A 19,855-nucleotide genomic window follows, 5' to 3' on the forward strand; every position below is an offset into this window, starting at 1 on the left:
TGTGATCAAATCATGCTGTTATAAACAAAAAAACCACCACCCAACAAAGGTGGTGGCGTTTTTACTATAAAAGCTTACTGACGAATACCTTCGAACGTCACGTAAAGCTCAAGCTCATGCATCGGCTCAGGGAAATCGCTCATGTCGATGCCAAAATCACTCAGCGTCAGCGTCGTCTTGCCTTCAAAACCAGCGCGGTAGTTGCCCCATGGGTCGTCGCCTTCACCAATTAGGGTAACCGGCATTTCGATTTCCTGGGTTTCACCGTGCAGCGTCAGATCACCGGTGAGAACACCTTCGTTATCCCCAGTTGATTCAAAACCAGTTGATGTGAACGTGGCGGTCGGATACTCGCTAGCGTTCAGGAAGTCGCCGCTTAGAATATGGCGATCACGCTCGGCATGGTTGGAATCCAGGCTGTCTATCTGAACTTCAAACTCTACAGAAGAGGCATCCAGGTCATCGGCATCATAAGTGAACTGGCCGTCAAACTCCTTGAAACTACCCAGCAGATAGGACATGCCCAAGTGGCTGATCTTGAACTGAACGAAAGCGTGCTGACCTTCGGTATCCACTTGATAGTCGGCAGCCTGCACCTGACTCAGGGGCACCAGCAACGCAGCAGCAATGGCAGATGCAGTCTTTTTCAACATCATCAATATCTCCTTTCTTTCCATAATAGGCGCTACGAGTATAGTGTGGTCGCAGCGTTCGAAAACTCGTTTCTTCAAGTTCTGCCGGCACGAGATTTCCAACCCCAGCAGTGTCACATTTACATTTTCCGGGGGCGATGCACTGGATTGATCATTCGGATCAGCGTATCGCGCTTATTGATCCAATGGTGCTTGAAGGCAGCCAGTGCATGGCCAGCGGCCAGAATGACAAGCGTAAGCGCGCTATACCAGTGAATATCGCCAGCGATGCTGGCCTGGTTCGGCAATCCGTAGACCAAAGCGGGTACATCAAACCAGCCAAACACACTAATGCTACGCCCGTTTGCCGTGGAGATCAGATAACCACTGCCCATGACAAGCAGCAAAATCACATAAAGCGCAATATGCCCCACATGTGCAGCCAGCTTTTCAAGACGGCTGCCTTCACCTGCCGGCGTCGCCTGCATCAAACGCCAGATAATTCTCGCCACAGTGGCCAGCAGCAGCAAAATTCCAATCGAGCGATGCACCCAAGGGCCCAAGTTATACCAACTATCGTAATAGCCAAGCCCGGTCATCCACCAACCAAGTACGAACAGTCCAATAGTCACCAAAGCACTTAGCCAGTGAAAAAAAATACTCACCACTCCCCAGCGCATGCGTGTGTTACGCCACATCTTTTTTTGTTCCTTATCGAGCCGCCAGCTATTCCATAAGGTTACCGGCCAGCATGTACCATTAATATTAGGCAAACCGTGAATTTATCAGCAGAGCATACTGATAAGTGGCGGATACGACTGCTGAAAAAAGCAGAATACTTCATTCGTAAAAACCACTGAATAACCGGCTAACGGCTTTTATACACGCTCACTCCTGTGCTTCTAAGCGAATCTCTCTAAATCATTCGAAAAATTAGAAATTAACCTGTAATTTTAATCAATTTTATTATTTGTTTTGCGCGCTTAATATTAGCGCATGTCCTAACACGACACGTCATAACGACTTAAAACTGAATTTGTATTAGAGAGCGCCACTCATGAAAAAACTTACTCTTATCACTGCTATTGCCATGACATTCACCTCTACTGCTGTTCTAGCGGAACAGGGCTCTGGTGAACTCAATGAAATCGTTCACGCCAGCTCTTCAGCTAGTCACAGCGTTGGCGACCTTTACATGACGCCAGCTGATCTGCCGCTTGTAAATGGCGATGCTGCGAAAAACCGCGTTATCGCCCCGAGCTCTGAAGCTCATCACTCAACCAATAGCGATGATCAGTTTGCCCAGGCAGACCTGCCGCACCGCAACGCTTCTTGAGGCAGGTAACCGCTGTTGTTTGAAAGGCAGTTAGAGCTTGCATTTCTTAAGCGCCAAAAAAACCCACCGCAAGGTGGGTTTTTTCTTTGGTCGTACCGTTTTTTAGCTAGCGGCTAGCGCGTCCAGGCCGCGAGCCAGGTCATGCTGAATATCCTGCTGGCTTTCAAGACCAACGGCCACGCGAATTAACCCAGGCGAAATACCGGCTGCTTCTTTTTGGGCATCCGATAAACGGCCATGTGTTGTAGTAGCGGGATGGGTGATGGTGCTTTTGACATCGCCCAGGTTACCCGTAATGGAGAGTAAACGGGTAGCATCAATTACCTGCCAGGCGCCTTCTTGCCCATTGATGACTTCAAACCCCAATACAGCACCAAAACCTTTCTGCTGGTGCTTGGCAAGTGCATGCTGTGGATGCGTTTCCAGACCGCTGTAATGCACCTTACTTACCGCTGGGTGCTGATCCAACCAGCGAGCCAGCGCCATCGCATTTTCACAATGGGCTTTCATACGCAATGAAAGTGTTTCCAGCCCCTTGGTGAATATCCAGGCATTAAAGGGGCTCAGACATGGTCCGCAAGTGCGCACTACGCCAAAAATTTCTTCCAGCACATCGTGCTTACCTACCACAGCGCCGCCAATGGCCCTGCCCTGCCCATCCAAGTACTTGGTGGCCGAATGAATGACCAGATCGGCGCCCAGCGCGATGGGTTGCTGAAGCGCCGGAGTCAAAAAGCAGTTATCAATCGCCAATAAGGCATTGTGCTGTTTCGCCAGCGCAGCCAAAGCCGGTATATCCGCAATTTCAGAAAGCGGATTGGAAGGCGTTTCAGCAAATAATAAGCGCGTTTTAGACGTAATAGCCGCTTCCCACGCTTCAAGATTGGAAAGCTCTACATAACGCGTGGTAATTCCAAACTTGCCCAAGTACTTATCAAACAAGCTAACGGTAGAGCCAAACAGCGAACGCGAGGCAAGAATTTCATCGCCTGCCGATAACAGCGCCAGTGCTGTAGACAGAATGGCCGCCATGCCCGAGCTTGTGGCAACACAGCGCTCCCCGCCTTCGAGTGCCGCTAGGCGCCGCTCGAAGGTATGTACGGTCGGGTTGGTAAAACGCGAGTATACGTTGCCGGGCTCTTTTCCACCGAACTTGCGCGCCGCTTCAGCGGCGCTTTCATAGACGAAGCTGGAAGTCGGAAAAATTGGTTCCGAATGCTCTTGCTCAAAGGTGCGTTGGTGGCCTGCACGAATCGCCAGCGTCTCTAACGACCACTCATCCTGTTGGCTATCATTGTGCATGGACGTACCCCTTATTTTCAGTAAGCGTCAGTGACCAGAAACTAGTCGTCGAGATCATCATCCTGATTGTGCATATCCACCAGTGCATGATCGCCGGCGCTCTGATCCTTGGCAGAATCGTTGCGGCTTGCTTCAAGCACTGCCAGATAGGCCTCGTCGATGTCGCCCGTCACATAGTTGCCATCAAAGACCGAGCAGTCAAAGGCTTCCATTTCCGGATTGACTTCGCGGCAGGCATCTTTCAGATCTTCAAGGTCCTGATAGAAGATGCGGTCTGCACCGATAAGCTCGCCTACTTCATCTTCTGTACGGCCGTGAGCGATCAGCTCGGCGGCAGCCGGCATATCAATACCGTATACGTTTGGATAGCGTACCGGCGGCGCGGCTGATGCAAAGTAAACCTTGCGGGCGCCGGCGTCACGGGCCATCTGGATAATCTGCTTACAGGTAGTACCACGTACGATGGAGTCATCCACGAGCAGGACGTTCTTGCCCTTGAACTCAACATCAATCGCGTTGAGCTTTTGACGTACTGATTTTTTACGCTGGGTCTGGCCCGGCATGATGAAAGTCCGGCCAATGTAGCGGTTCTTCATGAAGCCTTCGCGGTACGTCACTCCAAGGTGCTGTGCCATTTCCAGCGCAGAGGTGCGTGACGTATCGGGAATCGGGATAACCACGTCAATGTCGTGATCCGGCCACTCGTTGAGAATGCGATCACCAAGCTTGCGCCCCATCTGCATCCGCGTGCCGTAAACGTAAGCTCCGTCCAGGATAGAGTCGGGGCGCGCCAGATAAACGTGCTCAAAGATGCATGAGCGCAATAGCGGGCGATCAGCACATACCTGGGTATGGAACTGTCCCTGCATATCGACAAAGATAGCCTCGCCGGGCCCCAAATCACGCTCTAACTCAAAACCACCAACGTCCAGCGCGACTGATTCAGAGGCAATCATCACATCCTGACCGGCATCCGTTTGGCGAGTACCAAATACAACCGGGCGAATGCCGTGAGGGTCACGAAACGCCACCATACCAAAACCGTTAATGATCGCGACCGCTGCGTAGCCGCCTTTGCAGCGCCGGTGGACTCTACGTACGGCATCAAAAATATCTTCCGCTTCCAGGTGCAGGCCCTGCTTGCCCAGCTCATGGGCAAACACGTTAAGCAGCACTTCAGAATCGGAGCTGGTATTGATGTGACGCAGATCGGTCGAGAACAGCTCTTGCTTTAACTGCTCAGAGTTGGTCAGGTTACCGTTATGCGCCAACGCAATACCGTAAGGAGAGTTGACATAAAACGGCTGGGATTCCGCTTCGCTTGAAGAACCAGCCGTTGGATAACGTACGTGGCCAATGCCCAGGTTACCCTTGAGGCGAGCCATATGGCGGGTGTGAAAAACATCGCGCACCAGCCCGTTACTCTTGCGCAGTAAGAAGCGTCCCTCGCTCCAAGTCATCATGCCGGCAGCGTCCTGGCCCCGATGTTGAAGTACGGTCAGGGCATCGTAGATTCCCTGATTTACCGCTTGCTTGGCCAGAAGGCCGACTATACCGCACATTCAAGTTACCTCGCTTTAGTGCCATGGCTTGCCGAAACAAGCCCGTACGTTCTTGAAACTTTTCAGACTGCTTTTAATGTCGGCTCTTACGTTTCGACAGGTAGCAGCAGATACTACTGACTATCCATTGACGGAGGCGTAAACCCATCTCGCGTGCGAAGGTCAGGCAATGATATATCGCGTAGTGAAGCAGGCGCTTCGGGAAGCTCACGCTCCCATTGATCCAGCTGGCTGACCGCCCAGTCGCGTAATTCGATAAAGGTCGGACGTAATGACGCCTGCTGCCATGCCTGAAGCTCAGCCAGCGGTGTCAGCGTAATTAGTACCGTCGCCACTAGCAGTATTACCGCACCACGTGCGATACCAAACGCCGCCCCGGCAAAGCGATTCAAAAGCCCCATACCCACCCATTCTACCGCAGCGTGCACCAGACGGATAACAATTCCGCAGAGGAGAATGACGGCAAAAATCACTAGCGCAAACGCTAATACCAAACGGGCATCGAAACTCTCGATAAACCCGCTCATCAGTTCGGCGACCGGCTCGGCAAGCACGCGGGCGACCATCAACGCAACTACCCATGCACCGAGCCCTAATGCTTCTCTTACAAAGCCACGCACAAAACCTGACAACATCGAAAGCGCAAGTACAGCCAGGAAAACAGCATCAATCCACGTTAACGCCATTGTTTAATCTCTTACCCGTACTAAAAGGCCCTGCACATTGGCCCGCTGCTTGATTAACGCCATCGCGGCTTCGCCATCTTCAGAGGAGGCATAAGGGCCTACCAACACCGTCGTTAAATTATTATCACGCTGACGCTGGAAAACACTGAACCCTTCATCTGAAAGCTGACTTCCAAGCCGCCTTGCATTATCGGCATCACCAAAGCTGCCTACCTGAACAGCCCACTCGCCCTGCTGGGCTGATGTGGGGCCAGAAGCACTTGAGGAGGATGAACTACCTTGGCTACCACTGCCTGTTGAACTGTTGGCAGCCACCAGGTCGGCAATCGGATCATTTTGTGGCGCCGGTTCGCTGGACGACGAACTCGGCTCCTGATTTGCCGTAGCCGTTTCACTGGGCGCATCGATTTGATCGGTTTGCGGCAGTGCAGGAGAGGCGTTGATCGGCGCATTCAGCTCATCGCTGCCCGTTACATTATTGGATGAGGGAGGGCTAACCGTCGACGGCATTTGGGGTGCTGCAACGTCACGGCGCGCCGTTTCAACTGGCTGTTCGATAATAAAAGTGGGCTGAGGTCGCTCTTCACGAGGCGCGGGGTCGCTCATCAGCCAGGGTACAAAAATCGCCAGCAGGGCAAGCAAGATCACGATACCACTGATGCGTTCTGTTTTACCGTATTTCATTATCTTCTCCCTCAAGCGAGCTATGCCTTAAAAGCTACTGGGCCTGTGGCAATGGCCGAGCTAGCAGGGCTGCGACTGTAAAAAAGGACCCGGTCACCAAAACACGATCATTGGGAGCCAACAGCGGTGCCAACGCCTCGACACCTGCTTCAGGAGAATCAGCACAGCAATGCACGCATCCGCCCTGCGCGGTAATACGCTTGGCAAGCTCATCTGCCTTACGCCCGCGTTCGCCATCAAGCGTGACACACACCCAATCCGTAATACGCGGCGCAAGCGCGGCGATCACGCCATCAGCGTCTTTATCGTTTAGCATGCCAATCAGCGCCCACTGACGGCCGCCTTCTGGCGGTGAAGGCAAACGGTATGCCAGATAAGCCGCGGCATGGGGATTATGCCCTACATCAAGACACCACTGCCCTAGCCACTGCATCCTGCCTGGCAACTGCACTTGCGCCAGGGCGTTTTGCGTGGCTTTTTGCATTAATGCAAGCCCCGTCATTGCCAATGCTTGAAGCGCTGTCGCTGCATTATCGATAGGAAGGCCAGGGTCTGGAAGCGCATCTAGAGAAATCGTATCTCCCTCGGAAGTCAAACCATGCCAACACCAGGGTAAATTGCCCTTACTGTCCGCACTATGGTTAAACGCAAGGCCCAGCCGGTAAACAGGCGCTGCCAACGCAATGGCCGTATCAGCTACGCTGCTGGGCAACGACTGGCTACCCAATATGGCTGGCCGCAAAGGCCGAAAAATACCTGCCTTTTCAAGCCCGATCTGTGATATATCGGTTCCCAAAAAGCTGGCATGATCCTGAGCTATCGTGGTGACCACGGCCACATCAGCATCAATGATGTTCACAGCATCAAGACGCCCGCCCAAGCCGATTTCAAGTACCGCCAAGTCAAGGTTCTCCTGAGCCAGACACCAGAGGGCACACAAGGTGCCTGCCTCAAAATAGGTAAGGCTTATCTCGGGCGCTTGCAGGCGCGCCTGTTCAACGCGCTCGAAGCCCTCAACCAAAGGCTGATCCTTGATTTCCTGCCCGTCTATTTTAACGCGTTCGTTATAGCGCAACAGATGGGGGGAGGAGTAAGTGCCTACGCGAAGGCCATGACCACGAGCAACAGCATCTGCTATGGCAAGGGTCGACCCCTTGCCATTGGTGCCGGCGACCACCACCACCTGTTTGGCAATGGGGTTTTCAAACAACCCCATACGCTCAGCAACGCGTGAAACGCGCTCAAGGCCTAGATCAATCTCTGCAGGATGCAGGGTTTCTAAATGCTGAAGCCATTCAGTCAAGGATTTAGGCATTGCGGTAGGCATCATCGCTCTTGTCGATTGAATCCGTACCGGCCACATCACGGATAGCGTCAGCATCATTGGTGCTAGCGGCTTCTGCCGCTAGTGGCTCAGCCAGGTCGATATTTTCAACGGCATCATCGGCATTTACTAGTGAATCATGATGCGTCAGCTTACGTAGTACGCCGCCTACACGCATCCGCATTTCGTGACGATGCACGATCATGTCAACCGTGCCGTGCTCCAACAAAAACTCGCTGCGCTGAAAACCTTCCGGCAGCGTCTCACGCACGGTCTGCTCGATTACCCGCGGGCCAGCAAAGCCGATCAGCGCATTAGGTTCGGCAATATTCAAGTCGCCCAGCATGGCAAGAGAAGCAGAAACCCCACCAAATACAGGGTCGGTCAGCACGGAGATATAAGGTACACCCGCCTGCTTGAGTTTTTCGAGCGCAGCCGATGTCTTCGCCATCTGCATCAGTGAAAACAGTGCTTCCTGCATACGCGCACCACCTGAAGCGGCAAAGCATACCAGAGGGATGCCTTCATCCAGAGCAATGGTGGCGGCACGCACAAACTTCTCGCCGACCACAGCACCCATGGAGCCCCCCATGAAGGTAAACTCAAAGGCCACGGCCACGATGGGCAGTCCATCCAGCTCACCGCGCATGGCAACCAGGGCGTCTTTTTCGCCAGTATCTTTTTGCGCTGCTGTCAGGCGGTCTTTGTACTTCTTGGAGTCACGAAATTTCAGACGGTCAGTGGGTTCAAGCTCCGCTGCAATCTCTTCGCGTCCATTTTTATCCAAGAACCAGTCCAAGCGTTTACGTGCGGTCAATCGCAAGTGATGGTCACATTTAGGACATACACTGCTGTGCTTCTCTAACTCAGGAAGATAGAGAACGGCTTCACACTTGGGACATTTGCGCCAGAGGCCATCGGGCACGTTAGCGCGACGGTCTTTACGCTGGATACGCCCCATGGAGGGCACTATCTTGTCTAACCAGCTCATATCAAAAAGGCTTCCATTTACGTCAATGCCTGGTAACGCCAAGCTTGATGAGTGTCGTCAATCAATACAGTCTAGACGATGAGGGGCAGCGTCAGGCGTCCATCGCAGTTCGCATCTCTGCTAGTACGCTGTTCAGCTGGCCCGCGATAATTTCGGGTGTTTCGGCATGCTCGGCAATACGATTCACTAACGCACTGCCCACAATCACCCCATCGGCCACTTTAGCCACCTCTGCAGCCGTGACGCCGTCGCGAATACCGAAGCCAACACAAAGCGGCAAATCAGTCATGTCACGCAGCGGCGCCAGATGTTCGGCAACATCGCTAGCATTAAGCGTTGCCGCACCGGTGACACCTTTAAGTGAAACGTAATAAAGGTAACCTTCACCGTGGGCGCATATTGTAGCGGCTCGCGCATGAGAAGTGGTAGGCGCGATAAGGAAAATCGCTGCTAAATTACGTACTTTTAATAGCGGACCGAACTCATCGGCTTCTTCCGGCGGCATATCGACCACCAGAACACCATCTACACCAACCTCAGCGGCCCTATCGGCGAAGGTTTCATAGCCAAGGCGCTCAATCGGATTCAGATACCCCATCAACACTACCGGTGTAGTGATATCGGCCTGGCGAAACTCAGCCACCATATCCAGCAGATCCACCAGACGAGTACCCATCTTAAGCGCTCGCTCACAGGCTTTTTGAATCACCGGACCATCCGCCATGGGATCTGAAAACGGTACACCAAGCTCAATAATATCGGCACCCGCCTCTACCAACGCATGCATGAAGCCAACGGTATACTGGGGTGCCGGGTCGCCTGCGGTAATGTAAGGGATCAGAGCCTTGCGGCCCTGTTGCTTAAGTTCACTGAAACGCTGATCAATACGGTTCATGTCTGCCCTTAAAAAGCTGCCCTTAAAATTCGATGCCATCAATTCTGGCAACCGTCATGATGTCCTTGTCACCCCGCCCTGAAAGATTGACCACGATGTGCTGGTCAGAACGCATGGTGGGAGCCAATACCTTGGCATGAGCCAGGGCATGGGCGGACTCGAGCGCAGGCATAATGCCCTCCATCTGCGTTAGCTCGCGGAAAGCCTCCAGCACTTCCTTATCGTTTGCGGCCACATAGTTTACCCGCCCTACGTCTTTCCATAGTGCATGCTCCGGGCCAACGCCTGGGTAATCGAGCCCTGCAGAGATCGAATGCGTATTGGATACCTGCCCCGCTTCATCAGACATCAAGTAGGTGCGATTGCCATGCAGCACGCCCCTTGGGGCGTTAGAGGAAAGCGGTGCGGCATGCCGGCCGGTCTCAACTCCATCGCCGCCCGCTTCAACGCCATACATCGCAACGGCATCATCCTCGACGAACGGATAAAACAGCCCGATTGCGTTAGATCCACCGCCGACACAGGCGATCAGCGCATCAGGCAAACGACCGATCTGCTCAAGCGACTGACGCCGCGCTTCGCGCCCCACCACCGCATTGAAGTCGCGCACCAGCTGGGGGTATGGGTGCGGGCCTGCCACCGTACCTATAATGTAGAAAGTCGTATCAACGTTGGTTACCCAGTCGCGCAGCGCTTCATTCATGGCATCTTTCAAGGTCCGAGTACCCGATTCTACCGGAATGACCCGTGCGCCCAGCAAGCGCATGCGATAGACATTGAGCTTTTGACGCTGTACGTCTTCAGCGCCCATATACACGTCGCACTCAAGGCCCAGGCGTGCGGCAACTGTTGCCGTCGCCACGCCGTGCTGACCTGCACCGGTTTCAGCAATAACCCGCGGTTTGCCTGTTTTCTTGGCCAGAAGTGCCTGACCAATCGTATTGTTTACTTTGTGAGCGCCCGTATGGTTTAAGTCTTCACGCTTTAACCAAATCTGTGCGCCGCCCAGAGACTCGGACCAACGCTTGGCATGGTAAAGCGGCGACGGACGCCCGACATAATGGGCAAGATCGTAATCAAACTCGGCCTGAAAAGTAGGATCGTCGCGCAGACTTAAGTAAGTTTTCTCCAGATCTTCCAACGCATAGCTTAAGGTTTCGGACACAAACCTACCGCCGTAGGGGCCAAAATGACCGCGGGCATCCGGCATTCGGGTCAGGTCGTTGAACCGGGTTCCAGAAGCAGTTTCGTGAGCACCAGTTGCTGAGACAGTCACAGAGATACCTCACAGATTGCCAGCGCAGGCAAATATTGAAAAAACGGGGTACGCAGCTGAACAGGGGCAGCTGCGCGGCGTGCTTAACGAGCGTCGGCCAACGCTACTTGATTTGCAAACATAGCCATTTTTTCGGCGTCCTTACAGCCAAACGTACCTTCAATCCCGCCTGAAACATCAACGGCATAAGGGGTAACCTGATCCACGGCTGACGCAATATTGGCAGCCGTTAGCCCGCCAGCGAGAATAACAGGTTTTGCTAGATCTGCGGGAATTCTCGACCAATCGAACACCTCGCCAGTGCCACCCGGCACGCCGGGGCGATATGCATCCAGCAGCAGTGCCTGGGCGCCATGATACTGGGTGGCTGCCTGGTGCAGATCGATGTCATCACGCATTCGCAGCGCCTTCACCCAAGGGCGATCAAACTGAGCACAAAATGCCGCAGACTCATTGCCATGGAACTGAATCAAATCCAGATGCGGCAGGCAGGCATTTATTAACTCAGCAGGCTGATCAACAAAAAGCCCTACGCGGGTAACAAAAGCAGGTACAGCGCTTGAAAGCGCCACTAGCTGGTCATAAGTGATCGCCCGAGCGCTTTTGGGCCACATCACAAAGCCCAGCGCATCAGCACCCAGCATGACCGCGCGCTCAATATCTTCAGCCCGGGTCAGGCCACAGAACTTGATACGCGTCCGCTTTTGCCTGCCAATATGATTCATGAAATCTCCTGCGCTCGATCTGACGCTTTTTTAGCGAAGGTAAGCTTACGCCGCGCAGCCACCCGTGGGCTGTCAGGAAGCACTCGTTCGCCCGTCCACTCGCCGGTAAAAGCGAGCAAATTAGGTCCTAACGGCTCTTTAGGCAGATCAAAGCGCTCATCATAGAGCGAATCGACAAAATGCAGCCCACTAGCGGAAGCCGTTACATCTCCAAGCTTACGATTCCTAAGTGCCAGCAATCGTTCAATATAGCCTTCATCCTGAGCACCACGCCCCACGCTTATCAGCGCCCCCGCGATATTGCGAATCATATGGTGCAAAAACGCATTGCCCTGAATATCAATCATCACTAGCGGGCCGTAGCGCCTCACATCCACAAAATGCATCTGTCGCCACGGTGTCTTTGATTGACAGCCCGCCGCGCGAAAGCTTGAAAAATCGTGCTCACCTACCAACGCCTGGGCAGCACGATGCATGGCATCAGCATCCAGCGGGTCCCGGCACCATGTAACGTTATTGCGCTCAAGCACAGGTCGACTAATCTGGTTGAGCACCAAATATCGATAGCGTCGGCCTAATGCCCCCAAGCGTGAATGAAAGTCGTCTGATACCGGCTTGATCCAGCGCACTGCCACATCGCGAGGCAAATTCGTGTTTGCGCCAAAAATCCAGGCTTTTTCAGAACGTTCAGCAGGCGCATCAAAGTGAATGATCTGGCGCGTGGCATGAACACCTGAATCAGTACGCCCGCTGGCATGGATCTGTACAGGTGCATTGGCTACCTTCGCCAAGGCATCTTCTAAAGCCCCCTGCACGGAAGCGGCATGCTTTAAGCGCTGAAAACCGCAAAAGCGCGAGCCATCGTATTCAATGCCCATTGCCAAGCGGCCTTTCAGCGGCTGTGTTTCGTCAAAGTGGTAGAACAGGGTCATTAAGCCACATCGTTAAGAGTTCGAAAGGTTAACTATTATCCCGGCCCGGAGGCTTGAATGCTACCTCTTCAATTTGCCACTGAACTTGCTGCGTTTTGTTTGGCGTATTACCCCCTATAGAGGGCGCCGACGGTGTTGAACTCGCATGTACAAAACCGGATGAATCAACTGCATCATTAACTTCTAAGCGATAGCCGGTTAAAGGTACATCATGATTGACGGGCTGGTTTTTCGATACCAAAGGTTCAAGGCGCTGCTCTGCCAACCCGGCTGCCTGACTTCGGGAAAAATCAGCGCTTTCTGTAGGCTGCTGTATATCGGCATCACCTGAGGCCATTTCATGGTCAGCATGTTTCCCAACAGGCGTTGCCTGACTGGTAAAAGAGTAACGCACATTTGTTTTGCTCTTACAAAATAACGGTATATTCGGTGATTGGGATTGGAATGCCTGTTGATGAGGCGTTACAGCATCAGGGTTAAAACGAACGGGCTCAGTAAGAGAAGCACCCTCCCAATACTGCTTATGATCTTGCTCTTCACCCTCCCGCTGCTTTCGAAGCCATATCAACCCAACCAGAAGAAGTACTAACGCCAGGCTAATCAGCGGCCACTGATAGCGCTCCAACCCGGCAGTCAGCAATTCGCTTGAATGTTCGCCGTGCTGGTCAATATGCACCGGCTCGACAGGCAACCCAGCACTTGCGGGCGCTATTGCGTCAGGTAAGGCAGCCTGATATTCATTCATGCGTTCTCTGAGTGCACCGACACTTTCACGTAGCTCTTCAAGCTCCAGGCGCAGTTGCTCACGCTCCGCTTGTGCCTGCTGCAAGTTTGCCTGGCTTTCGTTCAGCTGTGCTGCAAGCTCAGTAATGGCACTGCCTTGTTCAGTCCCCTGGGTTGATTGAGGCACGGCCATAGGAGCTAACCGGGTTTCGACTTGGTCACTTGCCTCTTCTACATACTGAGAAGCAGGTTGAGCAGTATGATGCTGTCCATGGGCAATCATTGCCTGTACAGCCTGAGCGGCATCAGTTTGTGTGGGCCCATCTAACTGTGACACATCAGGCACATTCAGCGTCTGCCCTGCACGCAAGCTATTGATATCATCCGCTGGAAAAATAGACGGATTTGCCTTCACCAGCGCCAGCATCATTTGCGGCACGCTGATATGGTCAGGCTTACTGCGCTCGGCAATTCGCCATAGCGTATCGCCCTCCAGCACCTCTACGCTTTTCACTCCATTGACGGTATTTGAATTAACTGACGCAAGCGCACTATTGGATGGCGCTGCGACGTTGGTGCTTACGGCAGCATCTTGGCTGATGGTATTGCGCGCATAATCCGGCGGATCAAATAGCAGCGTCACGGGATGTGTTAGCTGGCCCTCCGGGTAATCAATTATTAATAACAGGTCGAGCCAGGGCGCCGTGATGGGCTGGGACGAGCGCACTATAACCTGACGAACATCCTGCTGCTCCTGCAGTTCGAGATGCACATTATCGATAACGGGCGTCCACTCTAGCCCTGCAGCGGCGAAAGCTGGCTCCTCGCTGATGGCAACATCAAGCTTATCCAACGAATAAGAATCTGAATCATGCAGAGGTATGGTTGCGGCTAACGGTGCCTGCAAGGGGGAGGTAACCGAGGCAGGCCCCAATTCAAGGGCTAGGGTACAAAAACTAGCGGCGCCCAGTACAAGCAAGGTGAGCAGTTTACAGGCTATATGCAATGGCAAAGTTTTTCTAAACACGTTATTGATTAGCTCCCTGCTATGTTGCAACAATGCTTGCCCTCCAAAACCCCAATTATACTTAAAATATGCATTAGAGGTTAGCGCATACTCTGCTCCATACAGAAAACATGCATGAACAATCGCCCACAAAAAACGGGGAGCTTTTAGCTCCCCGTTTAGACCCTCATACCACGCTAGATTATTGCTCGCGCAAAATCTTCAACATGCGCTTGAGCGGTTCAGCAGCACCCCATAAAAGCTGATCGCCTACGCCAAACGCTGAGAGGTATTCCCCCCCCATATTGAGTTTACGCAAACGACCGATCGGGATATCCAACGTACCGGTGACGGCAGCGGGCGTTAAACCTGCAACCGTAGCCTCTTTATCGTTGGGAATCACCTTGACCCACTCATTGTGCTGGGCAATGCGCTCTTCAATTTCGTCAAGCGGCACATCCTGCTTCAGCTTGATGGTAAAGGCCTGGCTGTGTGAACGCATGGCACCGATACGCACGCAAAGACCATCAATCGGTACGGGGTTTTCGCCACGGCCCAAGATTTTGTTGGTCTCAACGAAGCCCTTCCACTCTTCACGGCTCTGGCCGTTCTCAAGCTTGCTATCGATCCAGGGCAGCAGGCTGCCGGCGAGCGGTGCGGTGAAATTTTCAATCGAGAAGTCATTGCCACGCATCGCGGCGGTCACTTTATGATCAATTTCCAAAATCGCGCTGGCAGGATCGGCCAGTTCGCTGCTAACGCTATCGCGCAGCTGGCCCATTTGATTGAGTAGTTCGCGCATGTGCTTGGCACCCGAACCGGAAGCCGCCTGATAGGTCATGGAGGTCATCCACTCGACCATATTGGCTTCAAACAGGCCGCCTAGCCCCATTAGCATTAAGCTAACAGTGCAGTTGCCGCCCACAAAGGTCTTGGCGCCCTTGGCAAGCTGCGCATCAATCACCTTGCGGTTAACCGGGTCAAGTATGATGGTGGCTTCGTCTTCCATACGCAGCGTGCTGGCCGCATCAATCCAGTAACCCTGCCAACCGTTTTTACGTAGATCCGCGTATACCTGCTTGGTGTAATCGCCGCCCTGGCAAGTCACGATCACGTCCAGTGCTTTTAAGTCGTCAAGGGCAAACGCATCTTTTAACGGAGGTACGTCTACGCCGATGTCGGGGCCGGGCTGGCCTACTTGGGAGGTGGTAAAAAAGACCGGCTCAATACCGTTAAAATCACCATCTTCCTGCATGCGCTGCATCAGCACAGAACCAACCATGCCACGCCATCCCACGAAACCGACTTTCAACATGTGAAGTCCTCCAGCAAAGAATGAGACCCATATTATACACAAAACTTATAAATGACGTCGGCCACCCCGTTTGAGTGGCCGAGCCGTCATACTTTTCAGATCAACTAGTTAGCACGCTTTAAAACGCTCTTAACATTTTGAAAATGCGGCCAATACAGCATCGCCCATCGCATCGGTGCCTATGGTCTGCATACCTTCGGAGGCGATATCCGCAGTGCGCAGGCCATCGTCCAGTACGCTGCCCACGGCGGCTTCTATACGTTCTGCCATGGCCGTTTCGTTAAGCGAATAGCGCAGCATCATGGCAACAGACAGCATCATGGCCAGCGGGTTGGCAACATTTTGCCCAGCGATATCCGGCGCGCTACCGTGGCAAGGCTCATACATACCTTGGCCGCTTTCATTCAGCGAGGCCGAAGGCAGCATACCGATGGAGCCGGTGAGCATGGCGGCGGCGTCAGAAAGAATATCGCCAAACATATTGCCCGTCACGACGACATCGAACTGTTTCGGCGCACGTACCAGTTGCATCGCGGCGTTATCCACGTACATATGCGAAAGCTCAACGTCCGGGTACTCCGGCGCCAACCGTTCCATTACCTCGCGCCACAGTATGGTGACTTCCAGCACGTTTGCCTTGTCCACCGAGCAGAGCTTCTTGCCGCGCTTTTGGGCCATTTCAAACGCTACACGGCCAATACGTTCAATCTCGCTTTCGGAGTAAACGTAGGTATTAAAGCCCACACGCTCACCGTTGCGCTCTTCAATCCCCCGCGGTTGGCCAAAGTAAATGCCGCCGGTCAGTTCACGCACTATCATGATATCCAGACCTGCCACCAATTCAGGTTTCAGGCTGGAAGCGCTGGCCAACTGCGGATAAAGCATGGCCGGGCGCAGGTTACCAAACAGGCCCAGATTCTTGCGCAGGCCCAACAAGCCTTTTTCTGGACGTTTGGAAAGATCTTCGATCTTGTCCCATTTGGGGCCACCCACCGCGCCAAGCAAAATAGCGCTTGCTGCCTTGGCTTTTTCAAGCGTTTCAGCGGGCAGCGGCTCACCGTGCACATCGTAGGCCGAGCCGCCGACCAGTGCTTCTTCAACGTCAATATCCAAACCCGCTTCCTGGCAGGCTTTTAACAAGCGCGCGGCCTGAGCCGCGATCTCTGGGCCAATACCGTCGCCGGGTAACAGAAGCACCTTATGGGTCATGTTAAATCCTTAATATAGAGTCAGCACGGCTTGCCGCCGCTTAGCGCGTTGCAATGCGCGCTATGTATGTCTTTTTAGCTATTTTAAACGGCTTTTATGTGGCTATATCAGGCAGGCTGACGGAACAGCCAGGGCCGCGCATCTTTGTGTTTCTCCTCAAAGGCACGGATTGCATCCTCGTCTTGCAGCGTAATGCCGATATCATCCAGGCCATTGAGCAGGCAGTGCTTACGGAACGCGTCCACCTCAAACTCAAGAATTTCGCCACCCGGCGTGATTACCCGCTGGTTCTCCAAGTCAATATCCAGCTGGTAGCCTTCGTTAGCATCAACGCCAGCAAACAGGCGGTCGACTTCCTCTTCGCTTAACGTGATCAGCAAGATGCCGTTTTTAAACGCGTTATTGTAAAAAATATCCGCAAAGCTTGGTGCAATGACGACTTTAAAACCGAAGTCTTCCAGTGCCCAGGGCGCATGTTCACGCGAGCTGCCACAGCCAAAGTTGCGCCGGGCCAGCAACACCTCAGTTCCTTTAAAGCGCGGCTGGTTCAGCACGAAATCAGGATTCAGCGGGCGATTGGAGCAATCCTGCCCCGGCTGCCCTTCATCTAAATAACGCAACTCATCAAACAAGTTAACGCCAAAGCCCGTTCGCTTGATCGATTTCAAGAACTGTTTGGGAATAATTAAATCTGTATCAACATTAGCGCGATCAAGCGGGGCAACCACGCCTTCAAAACGAGTAAACTTTTTCATGGCTTAAGCCTCCTGAGCGTGGATAGCATCGTTGGCGGATAAACTGCGTACATCAACAAAGTGGCCTGCAATCGCTGCCGCCGCCGCCATTGCAGGGCTAACCAAGTGCGTACGACCGCCATACCCCTGGCGCCCTTCGAAATTGCGGTTGGAGGTCGATGCGCAGTGCTCGCCTGCGCCCAGCTTATCGGCATTCATGGCCAGGCACATGGAACAACCCGGCTCGCGCCATTCAAATCCAGCGTCGATGAAGATTTTGTCCAGGCCTTCGGCTTCCGCCTGACGTTTCACCAAGCCAGAACCCGGCACTACCATAGCGAGCTTGATCGTATCGGCCACTTTATTGCCTTGAGCAACCTTGGCGGCTTCACGCAAATCTTCAATACGCGAGTTGGTGCACGAACCGATAAACACTTTATCGAGCTTGATATCGGTGATTTTCTGATTGGCGTGTAACCCCATGTATTCGAGCGCGCGGGTGTGGCTGCGCTGTACCGTTTCATCCAGCGCGGCCAGGGGATCAGGCACCTGGCCGGAAATACCCGTCACCATTTCAGGGCTGGTTCCCCAGCTGACCTGCGGCTCTATATCTTCGGCTTTCAGAGTCACTACCTTATCGAACGTGGCATCGTCATCCGATACCAACTGACGCCAGTCAGCCACCGCCGCTTCCCACTGCTCAGCAGTCGGCGCGAAGGGACGCTCGGCCAGGTAATCGATAGTAGTGTCGTCGACGGCAATCAAACCCACCCGGGCACCAGCTTCAATGGCCATGTTGCACACGGTCATGCGGCCTTCCATGGAAAGTGAGGCAATCGCGCTGCCGGCAAACTCAATCGCGTAACCCGTGCCGCCTGCGGTTCCAATTTCTCCGATAATCGCCAGCACCACGTCTTTTGCGGTTACACCGAGGCCAAGCTCACCTTCCACGCGCACCTGCATGTTCTTCATTTTCTGCGCCAGCAAGCATTGAGTCGCCAACACGTGCTCGACTTCGGAGGTGCCGATCCCGTGGGCCAGCGCACCAAACGCACCATGGGTTGCCGTGTGGGAGTCGCCGCATACCACGGTCATACCGGGCAGTGTCGCGCCCTGTTCCGGCCCTACTACGTGTACGATGCCCTGGCGCGGGTCATTGATCTTGAACTCTTCGATACCGTATTCAACACAGTTGTCATCCAGGGTTTGCACCTGAATCAACGACACTGGGTCTTTAATCCCGCTGTTGCCTTCTGCGCGCTCTTTCAACGTGGTAGGCACGTTATGGTCTGGCGTCGCCAGGTTGGCATCCAGGCGCCATGGTTTACGCTTGGCCAGGCGCAGACCTTCAAAAGCCTGCGGGGAGGTCACTTCGTGAAGCAATTGACGGTCAATATAAATCAACGCAGTGCCATCATCGCGCTGCTTCACCAAGTGCTGATTCCAGAGTTTGTCGTAAAGGGTTTGACCTGACATATGGCTCTCCCGGGCAAGCGCCCTGCTAGTTTTTGCGCTGACGTCTGTGCGCCAGTGATGCAACGAGTGTTACGCGTGTCGCTCATAAAAGCAATTCATGTTATTTATAGATACGATTCCATACTGGAATACTAGCTAGAACTTTGCGACGGAACCTCACATGGATACCCAAAGCTTACAGGCGTTTTTAGCCGTTGCTGAAACTCAAAGCTTTTCCCGGGCTGCCGAGCAGCTCTACCTAACCCAACCTGCGGTCAGTAAACGAATTGCCACGCTAGAATCACAAGTAAGTACGCGGCTGTTTGATCGGATAGGCAGGCGCATCTCGCTTACTGAAGCCGGCCATTTATTACTCCCCCAGGCCAAGCGGATTCTTTCAGCAGTGGAGGATAGCCGACGCGCGCTTGCCAATCTTTCTGGTCAGGTCGGTGGCCGGTTAACGCTGGCGACCAGCCACCATATTGGCCTGCACCGCCTGCCGCCCATTCTCAAGCACTATACTCAGCACCATCCGGAGGTTGAGTTAGACCTGCACTTTCTCGATTCAGAGTTCGCTTACCAAGGCGTACAGGATGGCACGCTTGAACTCGCGGTGGTAACGCTTGCACCCCATCCTATTGAACAACTCCATGTGGTTAAGCTCTGGCGTGACCGGCTATGCTTTGTTTGCGCCCCAGACCATCCGTTAGCTCAAACCCCTGAACTCACGCTTGAAATGCTATGCCAGTATAAATGCGTACTGCCTGGAGCGATGACATTTACCCGCACGTTGATTGAACAACGGTTTGCCGAAGCCGGACTTACCCCGCCGGTAAGTATGGCGACCAACTATTTAGAGACGTTGAAAATGATGTGCAGCGTCGGGCTCGGCTGGAGCCTGTTACCCGAAGGCATGGTGGACAGCGAACTGGTCGAGCTAAGCATCGATACCGCCCCGATATACAGGCCGCTCGGCTACCTGGTGCACACCAACCGCACGCTTTCCAATGCGGCAAGGAAAATGATTGATGCGCTGGAAGCGACAGTGGAAAAAGGCTGAATGATTGA

Annotated in this window: 19 protein-coding genes; 2 read left to right on the forward strand and 17 right to left on the reverse strand. The window is 53.5% G+C overall.

Translation table 11 applies throughout. The features are described from left to right. Positions 1-74 precede the first annotated feature (74 nt). Positions 75-653 carry a YceI family protein gene (locus ELY25_RS03435; protein WP_126950120.1) on the reverse strand — a complete coding sequence of 193 codons (579 nt, stop codon included), beginning with the start codon at positions 651-653 and terminating at the stop codon, positions 75-77. A 119-nt stretch (positions 654-772) separates the two neighbouring features. Beyond that, positions 773-1,330 (reverse strand): cytochrome b, encoded by a 558-nt coding sequence (locus ELY25_RS03440; protein WP_126949891.1) that lies wholly within the window; start codon positions 1,328-1,330, stop codon positions 773-775. A gap of 359 nt (positions 1,331-1,689) precedes the next feature. On the opposite strand from ELY25_RS03440, the gene ELY25_RS03445 reads away from it, so the two are divergent. Further along, a complete protein-coding gene (locus tag ELY25_RS03445) occupies positions 1,690-1,968 on the forward strand; it encodes a hypothetical protein (RefSeq protein WP_126949892.1) in 279 nt (92 codons plus the stop codon). Between the two features lie 102 nt (positions 1,969-2,070). Here ELY25_RS03445 and ELY25_RS03450 read toward each other — a convergent pair whose 3' ends face one another. The 15 genes from ELY25_RS03450 to leuC all read right to left on the reverse strand — a co-directional run bounded on the left by ELY25_RS03450 (position 2,071) and on the right by leuC (position 18,808). Then, entirely contained in the window at positions 2,071-3,270 is a 1,200-nt protein-coding gene (locus ELY25_RS03450) for an O-succinylhomoserine sulfhydrylase (protein ID WP_126949893.1), read from the reverse strand. Positions 3,271-3,311: 41 nt separating this feature from the next. Continuing rightward, positions 3,312-4,832, reverse strand: a complete 1,521-nt coding sequence (gene purF, locus ELY25_RS03455; RefSeq protein WP_126949894.1) for an amidophosphoribosyltransferase — start codon at positions 4,830-4,832, stop codon at positions 3,312-3,314. 113 nt (positions 4,833-4,945) lie between these two features. Beyond that, on the reverse strand, positions 4,946-5,518 hold the full coding sequence (locus ELY25_RS03460; protein ID WP_126949895.1) for a CvpA family protein: 573 nt from the start codon (positions 5,516-5,518) through the stop codon (positions 4,946-4,948). 3 nt (positions 5,519-5,521) lie between these two features. After that, positions 5,522-6,202 (reverse strand): SPOR domain-containing protein, encoded by a 681-nt coding sequence (locus ELY25_RS03465; protein WP_126949896.1) that lies wholly within the window; start codon positions 6,200-6,202, stop codon positions 5,522-5,524. A 34-nt stretch (positions 6,203-6,236) separates the two neighbouring features. Beyond that, positions 6,237-7,529, reverse strand: a complete 1,293-nt coding sequence (gene folC / locus ELY25_RS03470; protein ID WP_236995636.1) for a bifunctional tetrahydrofolate synthase/dihydrofolate synthase — start codon at positions 7,527-7,529, stop codon at positions 6,237-6,239. After that, entirely contained in the window at positions 7,510-8,517 is a 1,008-nt protein-coding gene (accD, locus tag ELY25_RS03475; protein WP_126949898.1) for an acetyl-CoA carboxylase, carboxyltransferase subunit beta, read from the reverse strand. The genes folC and accD overlap by 20 nt, the downstream gene beginning before the upstream one ends. A gap of 91 nt (positions 8,518-8,608) precedes the next feature. After that, a complete protein-coding gene (gene trpA, locus ELY25_RS03480) occupies positions 8,609-9,412 on the reverse strand; it encodes a tryptophan synthase subunit alpha (protein ID WP_126949899.1) in 804 nt (267 codons plus the stop codon). A gap of 22 nt (positions 9,413-9,434) precedes the next feature. Beyond that, a complete protein-coding gene (trpB, locus tag ELY25_RS03485) occupies positions 9,435-10,694 on the reverse strand; it encodes a tryptophan synthase subunit beta (protein ID WP_422822369.1) in 1,260 nt (419 codons plus the stop codon). A gap of 77 nt (positions 10,695-10,771) precedes the next feature. Further along, positions 10,772-11,413, reverse strand: coding sequence for a phosphoribosylanthranilate isomerase (locus tag ELY25_RS03490; RefSeq protein ID WP_126949900.1), 642 nt, complete (start codon positions 11,411-11,413; stop codon positions 10,772-10,774). Further along, positions 11,410-12,345 (reverse strand): tRNA pseudouridine(38-40) synthase TruA, encoded by a 936-nt coding sequence (gene truA / locus ELY25_RS03495; RefSeq protein ID WP_126949901.1) that lies wholly within the window; start codon positions 12,343-12,345, stop codon positions 11,410-11,412. Before truA ends, ELY25_RS03490 begins: the two co-directional genes overlap by 4 nt. Positions 12,346-12,373: 28 nt before the next feature. After that, the gene (locus ELY25_RS03500) at positions 12,374-14,095 is read right to left on the reverse strand and encodes a type IV pilus assembly protein FimV (protein WP_185856076.1); all 1,722 of its coding nucleotides are present in this window, start codon (positions 14,093-14,095) and stop codon (positions 12,374-12,376) included. Between the two features lie 181 nt (positions 14,096-14,276). Continuing rightward, on the reverse strand, positions 14,277-15,389 hold the full coding sequence (asd, locus tag ELY25_RS03505; RefSeq protein ID WP_126949903.1) for an aspartate-semialdehyde dehydrogenase: 1,113 nt from the start codon (positions 15,387-15,389) through the stop codon (positions 14,277-14,279). Positions 15,390-15,518: 129 nt separating this feature from the next. Next, complete coding sequence (gene leuB / locus ELY25_RS03510) at positions 15,519-16,598, reverse strand: 3-isopropylmalate dehydrogenase (protein ID WP_126949904.1); 1,080 nt, start codon at positions 16,596-16,598, stop codon at positions 15,519-15,521. 107 nt (positions 16,599-16,705) lie between these two features. Beyond that, entirely contained in the window at positions 16,706-17,353 is a 648-nt protein-coding gene (gene leuD / locus ELY25_RS03515; protein ID WP_126949905.1) for a 3-isopropylmalate dehydratase small subunit, read from the reverse strand. A 3-nt stretch (positions 17,354-17,356) separates the two neighbouring features. After that, complete coding sequence (gene leuC / locus ELY25_RS03520; protein WP_126949906.1) at positions 17,357-18,808, reverse strand: 3-isopropylmalate dehydratase large subunit; 1,452 nt, start codon at positions 18,806-18,808, stop codon at positions 17,357-17,359. Between the two features lie 160 nt (positions 18,809-18,968). On the opposite strand from leuC, the gene ELY25_RS03525 reads away from it, so the two are divergent. Further along, on the forward strand, positions 18,969-19,847 hold the full coding sequence (locus ELY25_RS03525; RefSeq protein ID WP_126949907.1) for a LysR family transcriptional regulator: 879 nt from the start codon (positions 18,969-18,971) through the stop codon (positions 19,845-19,847). Positions 19,848-19,855 lie beyond the last annotated feature (8 nt).

Source organism: Vreelandella populi, assembly GCF_003989825.1.
Classification (GTDB): domain Bacteria; phylum Pseudomonadota; class Gammaproteobacteria; order Pseudomonadales; family Halomonadaceae; genus Vreelandella; species Vreelandella populi.

Bases quoted from the DNA above. Each gene is read 5' to 3' on its own strand.
- ELY25_RS03435 (WP_126950120.1), bottom strand. From the start codon at position 653: ATGTTGAAAAAGACTGCATCTGCCATTGCTGCTGCGTTGCTGGTGCCC.
- ELY25_RS03440 (WP_126949891.1), bottom strand. From the start codon at position 1,330: ATGTGGCGTAACACACGCATGCGCTGGGGAGTGGTGAGTATTTTTTTT.
- ELY25_RS03445 (WP_126949892.1), top strand. From the start codon at position 1,690: ATGAAAAAACTTACTCTTATCACTGCTATTGCCATGACATTCACCTCT.
- ELY25_RS03450 (WP_126949893.1), bottom strand. From the start codon at position 3,270: ATGCACAATGATAGCCAACAGGATGAGTGGTCGTTAGAGACGCTGGCG.
- purF (WP_126949894.1), bottom strand. From the start codon at position 4,832: ATGTGCGGTATAGTCGGCCTTCTGGCCAAGCAAGCGGTAAATCAGGGA.
- ELY25_RS03460 (WP_126949895.1), bottom strand. From the start codon at position 5,518: ATGGCGTTAACGTGGATTGATGCTGTTTTCCTGGCTGTACTTGCGCTT.
- ELY25_RS03465 (WP_126949896.1), bottom strand. From the start codon at position 6,202: ATGAAATACGGTAAAACAGAACGCATCAGTGGTATCGTGATCTTGCTT.
- folC (WP_236995636.1), bottom strand. From the start codon at position 7,529: ATGCCTACCGCAATGCCTAAATCCTTGACTGAATGGCTTCAGCATTTA.
- accD (WP_126949898.1), bottom strand. From the start codon at position 8,517: ATGAGCTGGTTAGACAAGATAGTGCCCTCCATGGGGCGTATCCAGCGT.
- trpA (WP_126949899.1), bottom strand. From the start codon at position 9,412: ATGAACCGTATTGATCAGCGTTTCAGTGAACTTAAGCAACAGGGCCGC.
- ELY25_RS03490 (WP_126949900.1), bottom strand. From the start codon at position 11,413: ATGAATCATATTGGCAGGCAAAAGCGGACGCGTATCAAGTTCTGTGGC.
- truA (WP_126949901.1), bottom strand. From the start codon at position 12,345: ATGACCCTGTTCTACCACTTTGACGAAACACAGCCGCTGAAAGGCCGC.
- asd (WP_126949903.1), bottom strand. From the start codon at position 15,389: ATGTTGAAAGTCGGTTTCGTGGGATGGCGTGGCATGGTTGGTTCTGTG.
- leuB (WP_126949904.1), bottom strand. From the start codon at position 16,598: ATGACCCATAAGGTGCTTCTGTTACCCGGCGACGGTATTGGCCCAGAG.
- leuD (WP_126949905.1), bottom strand. From the start codon at position 17,353: ATGAAAAAGTTTACTCGTTTTGAAGGCGTGGTTGCCCCGCTTGATCGC.
- leuC (WP_126949906.1), bottom strand. From the start codon at position 18,808: ATGTCAGGTCAAACCCTTTACGACAAACTCTGGAATCAGCACTTGGTG.
- ELY25_RS03525 (WP_126949907.1), top strand. From the start codon at position 18,969: ATGGATACCCAAAGCTTACAGGCGTTTTTAGCCGTTGCTGAAACTCAA.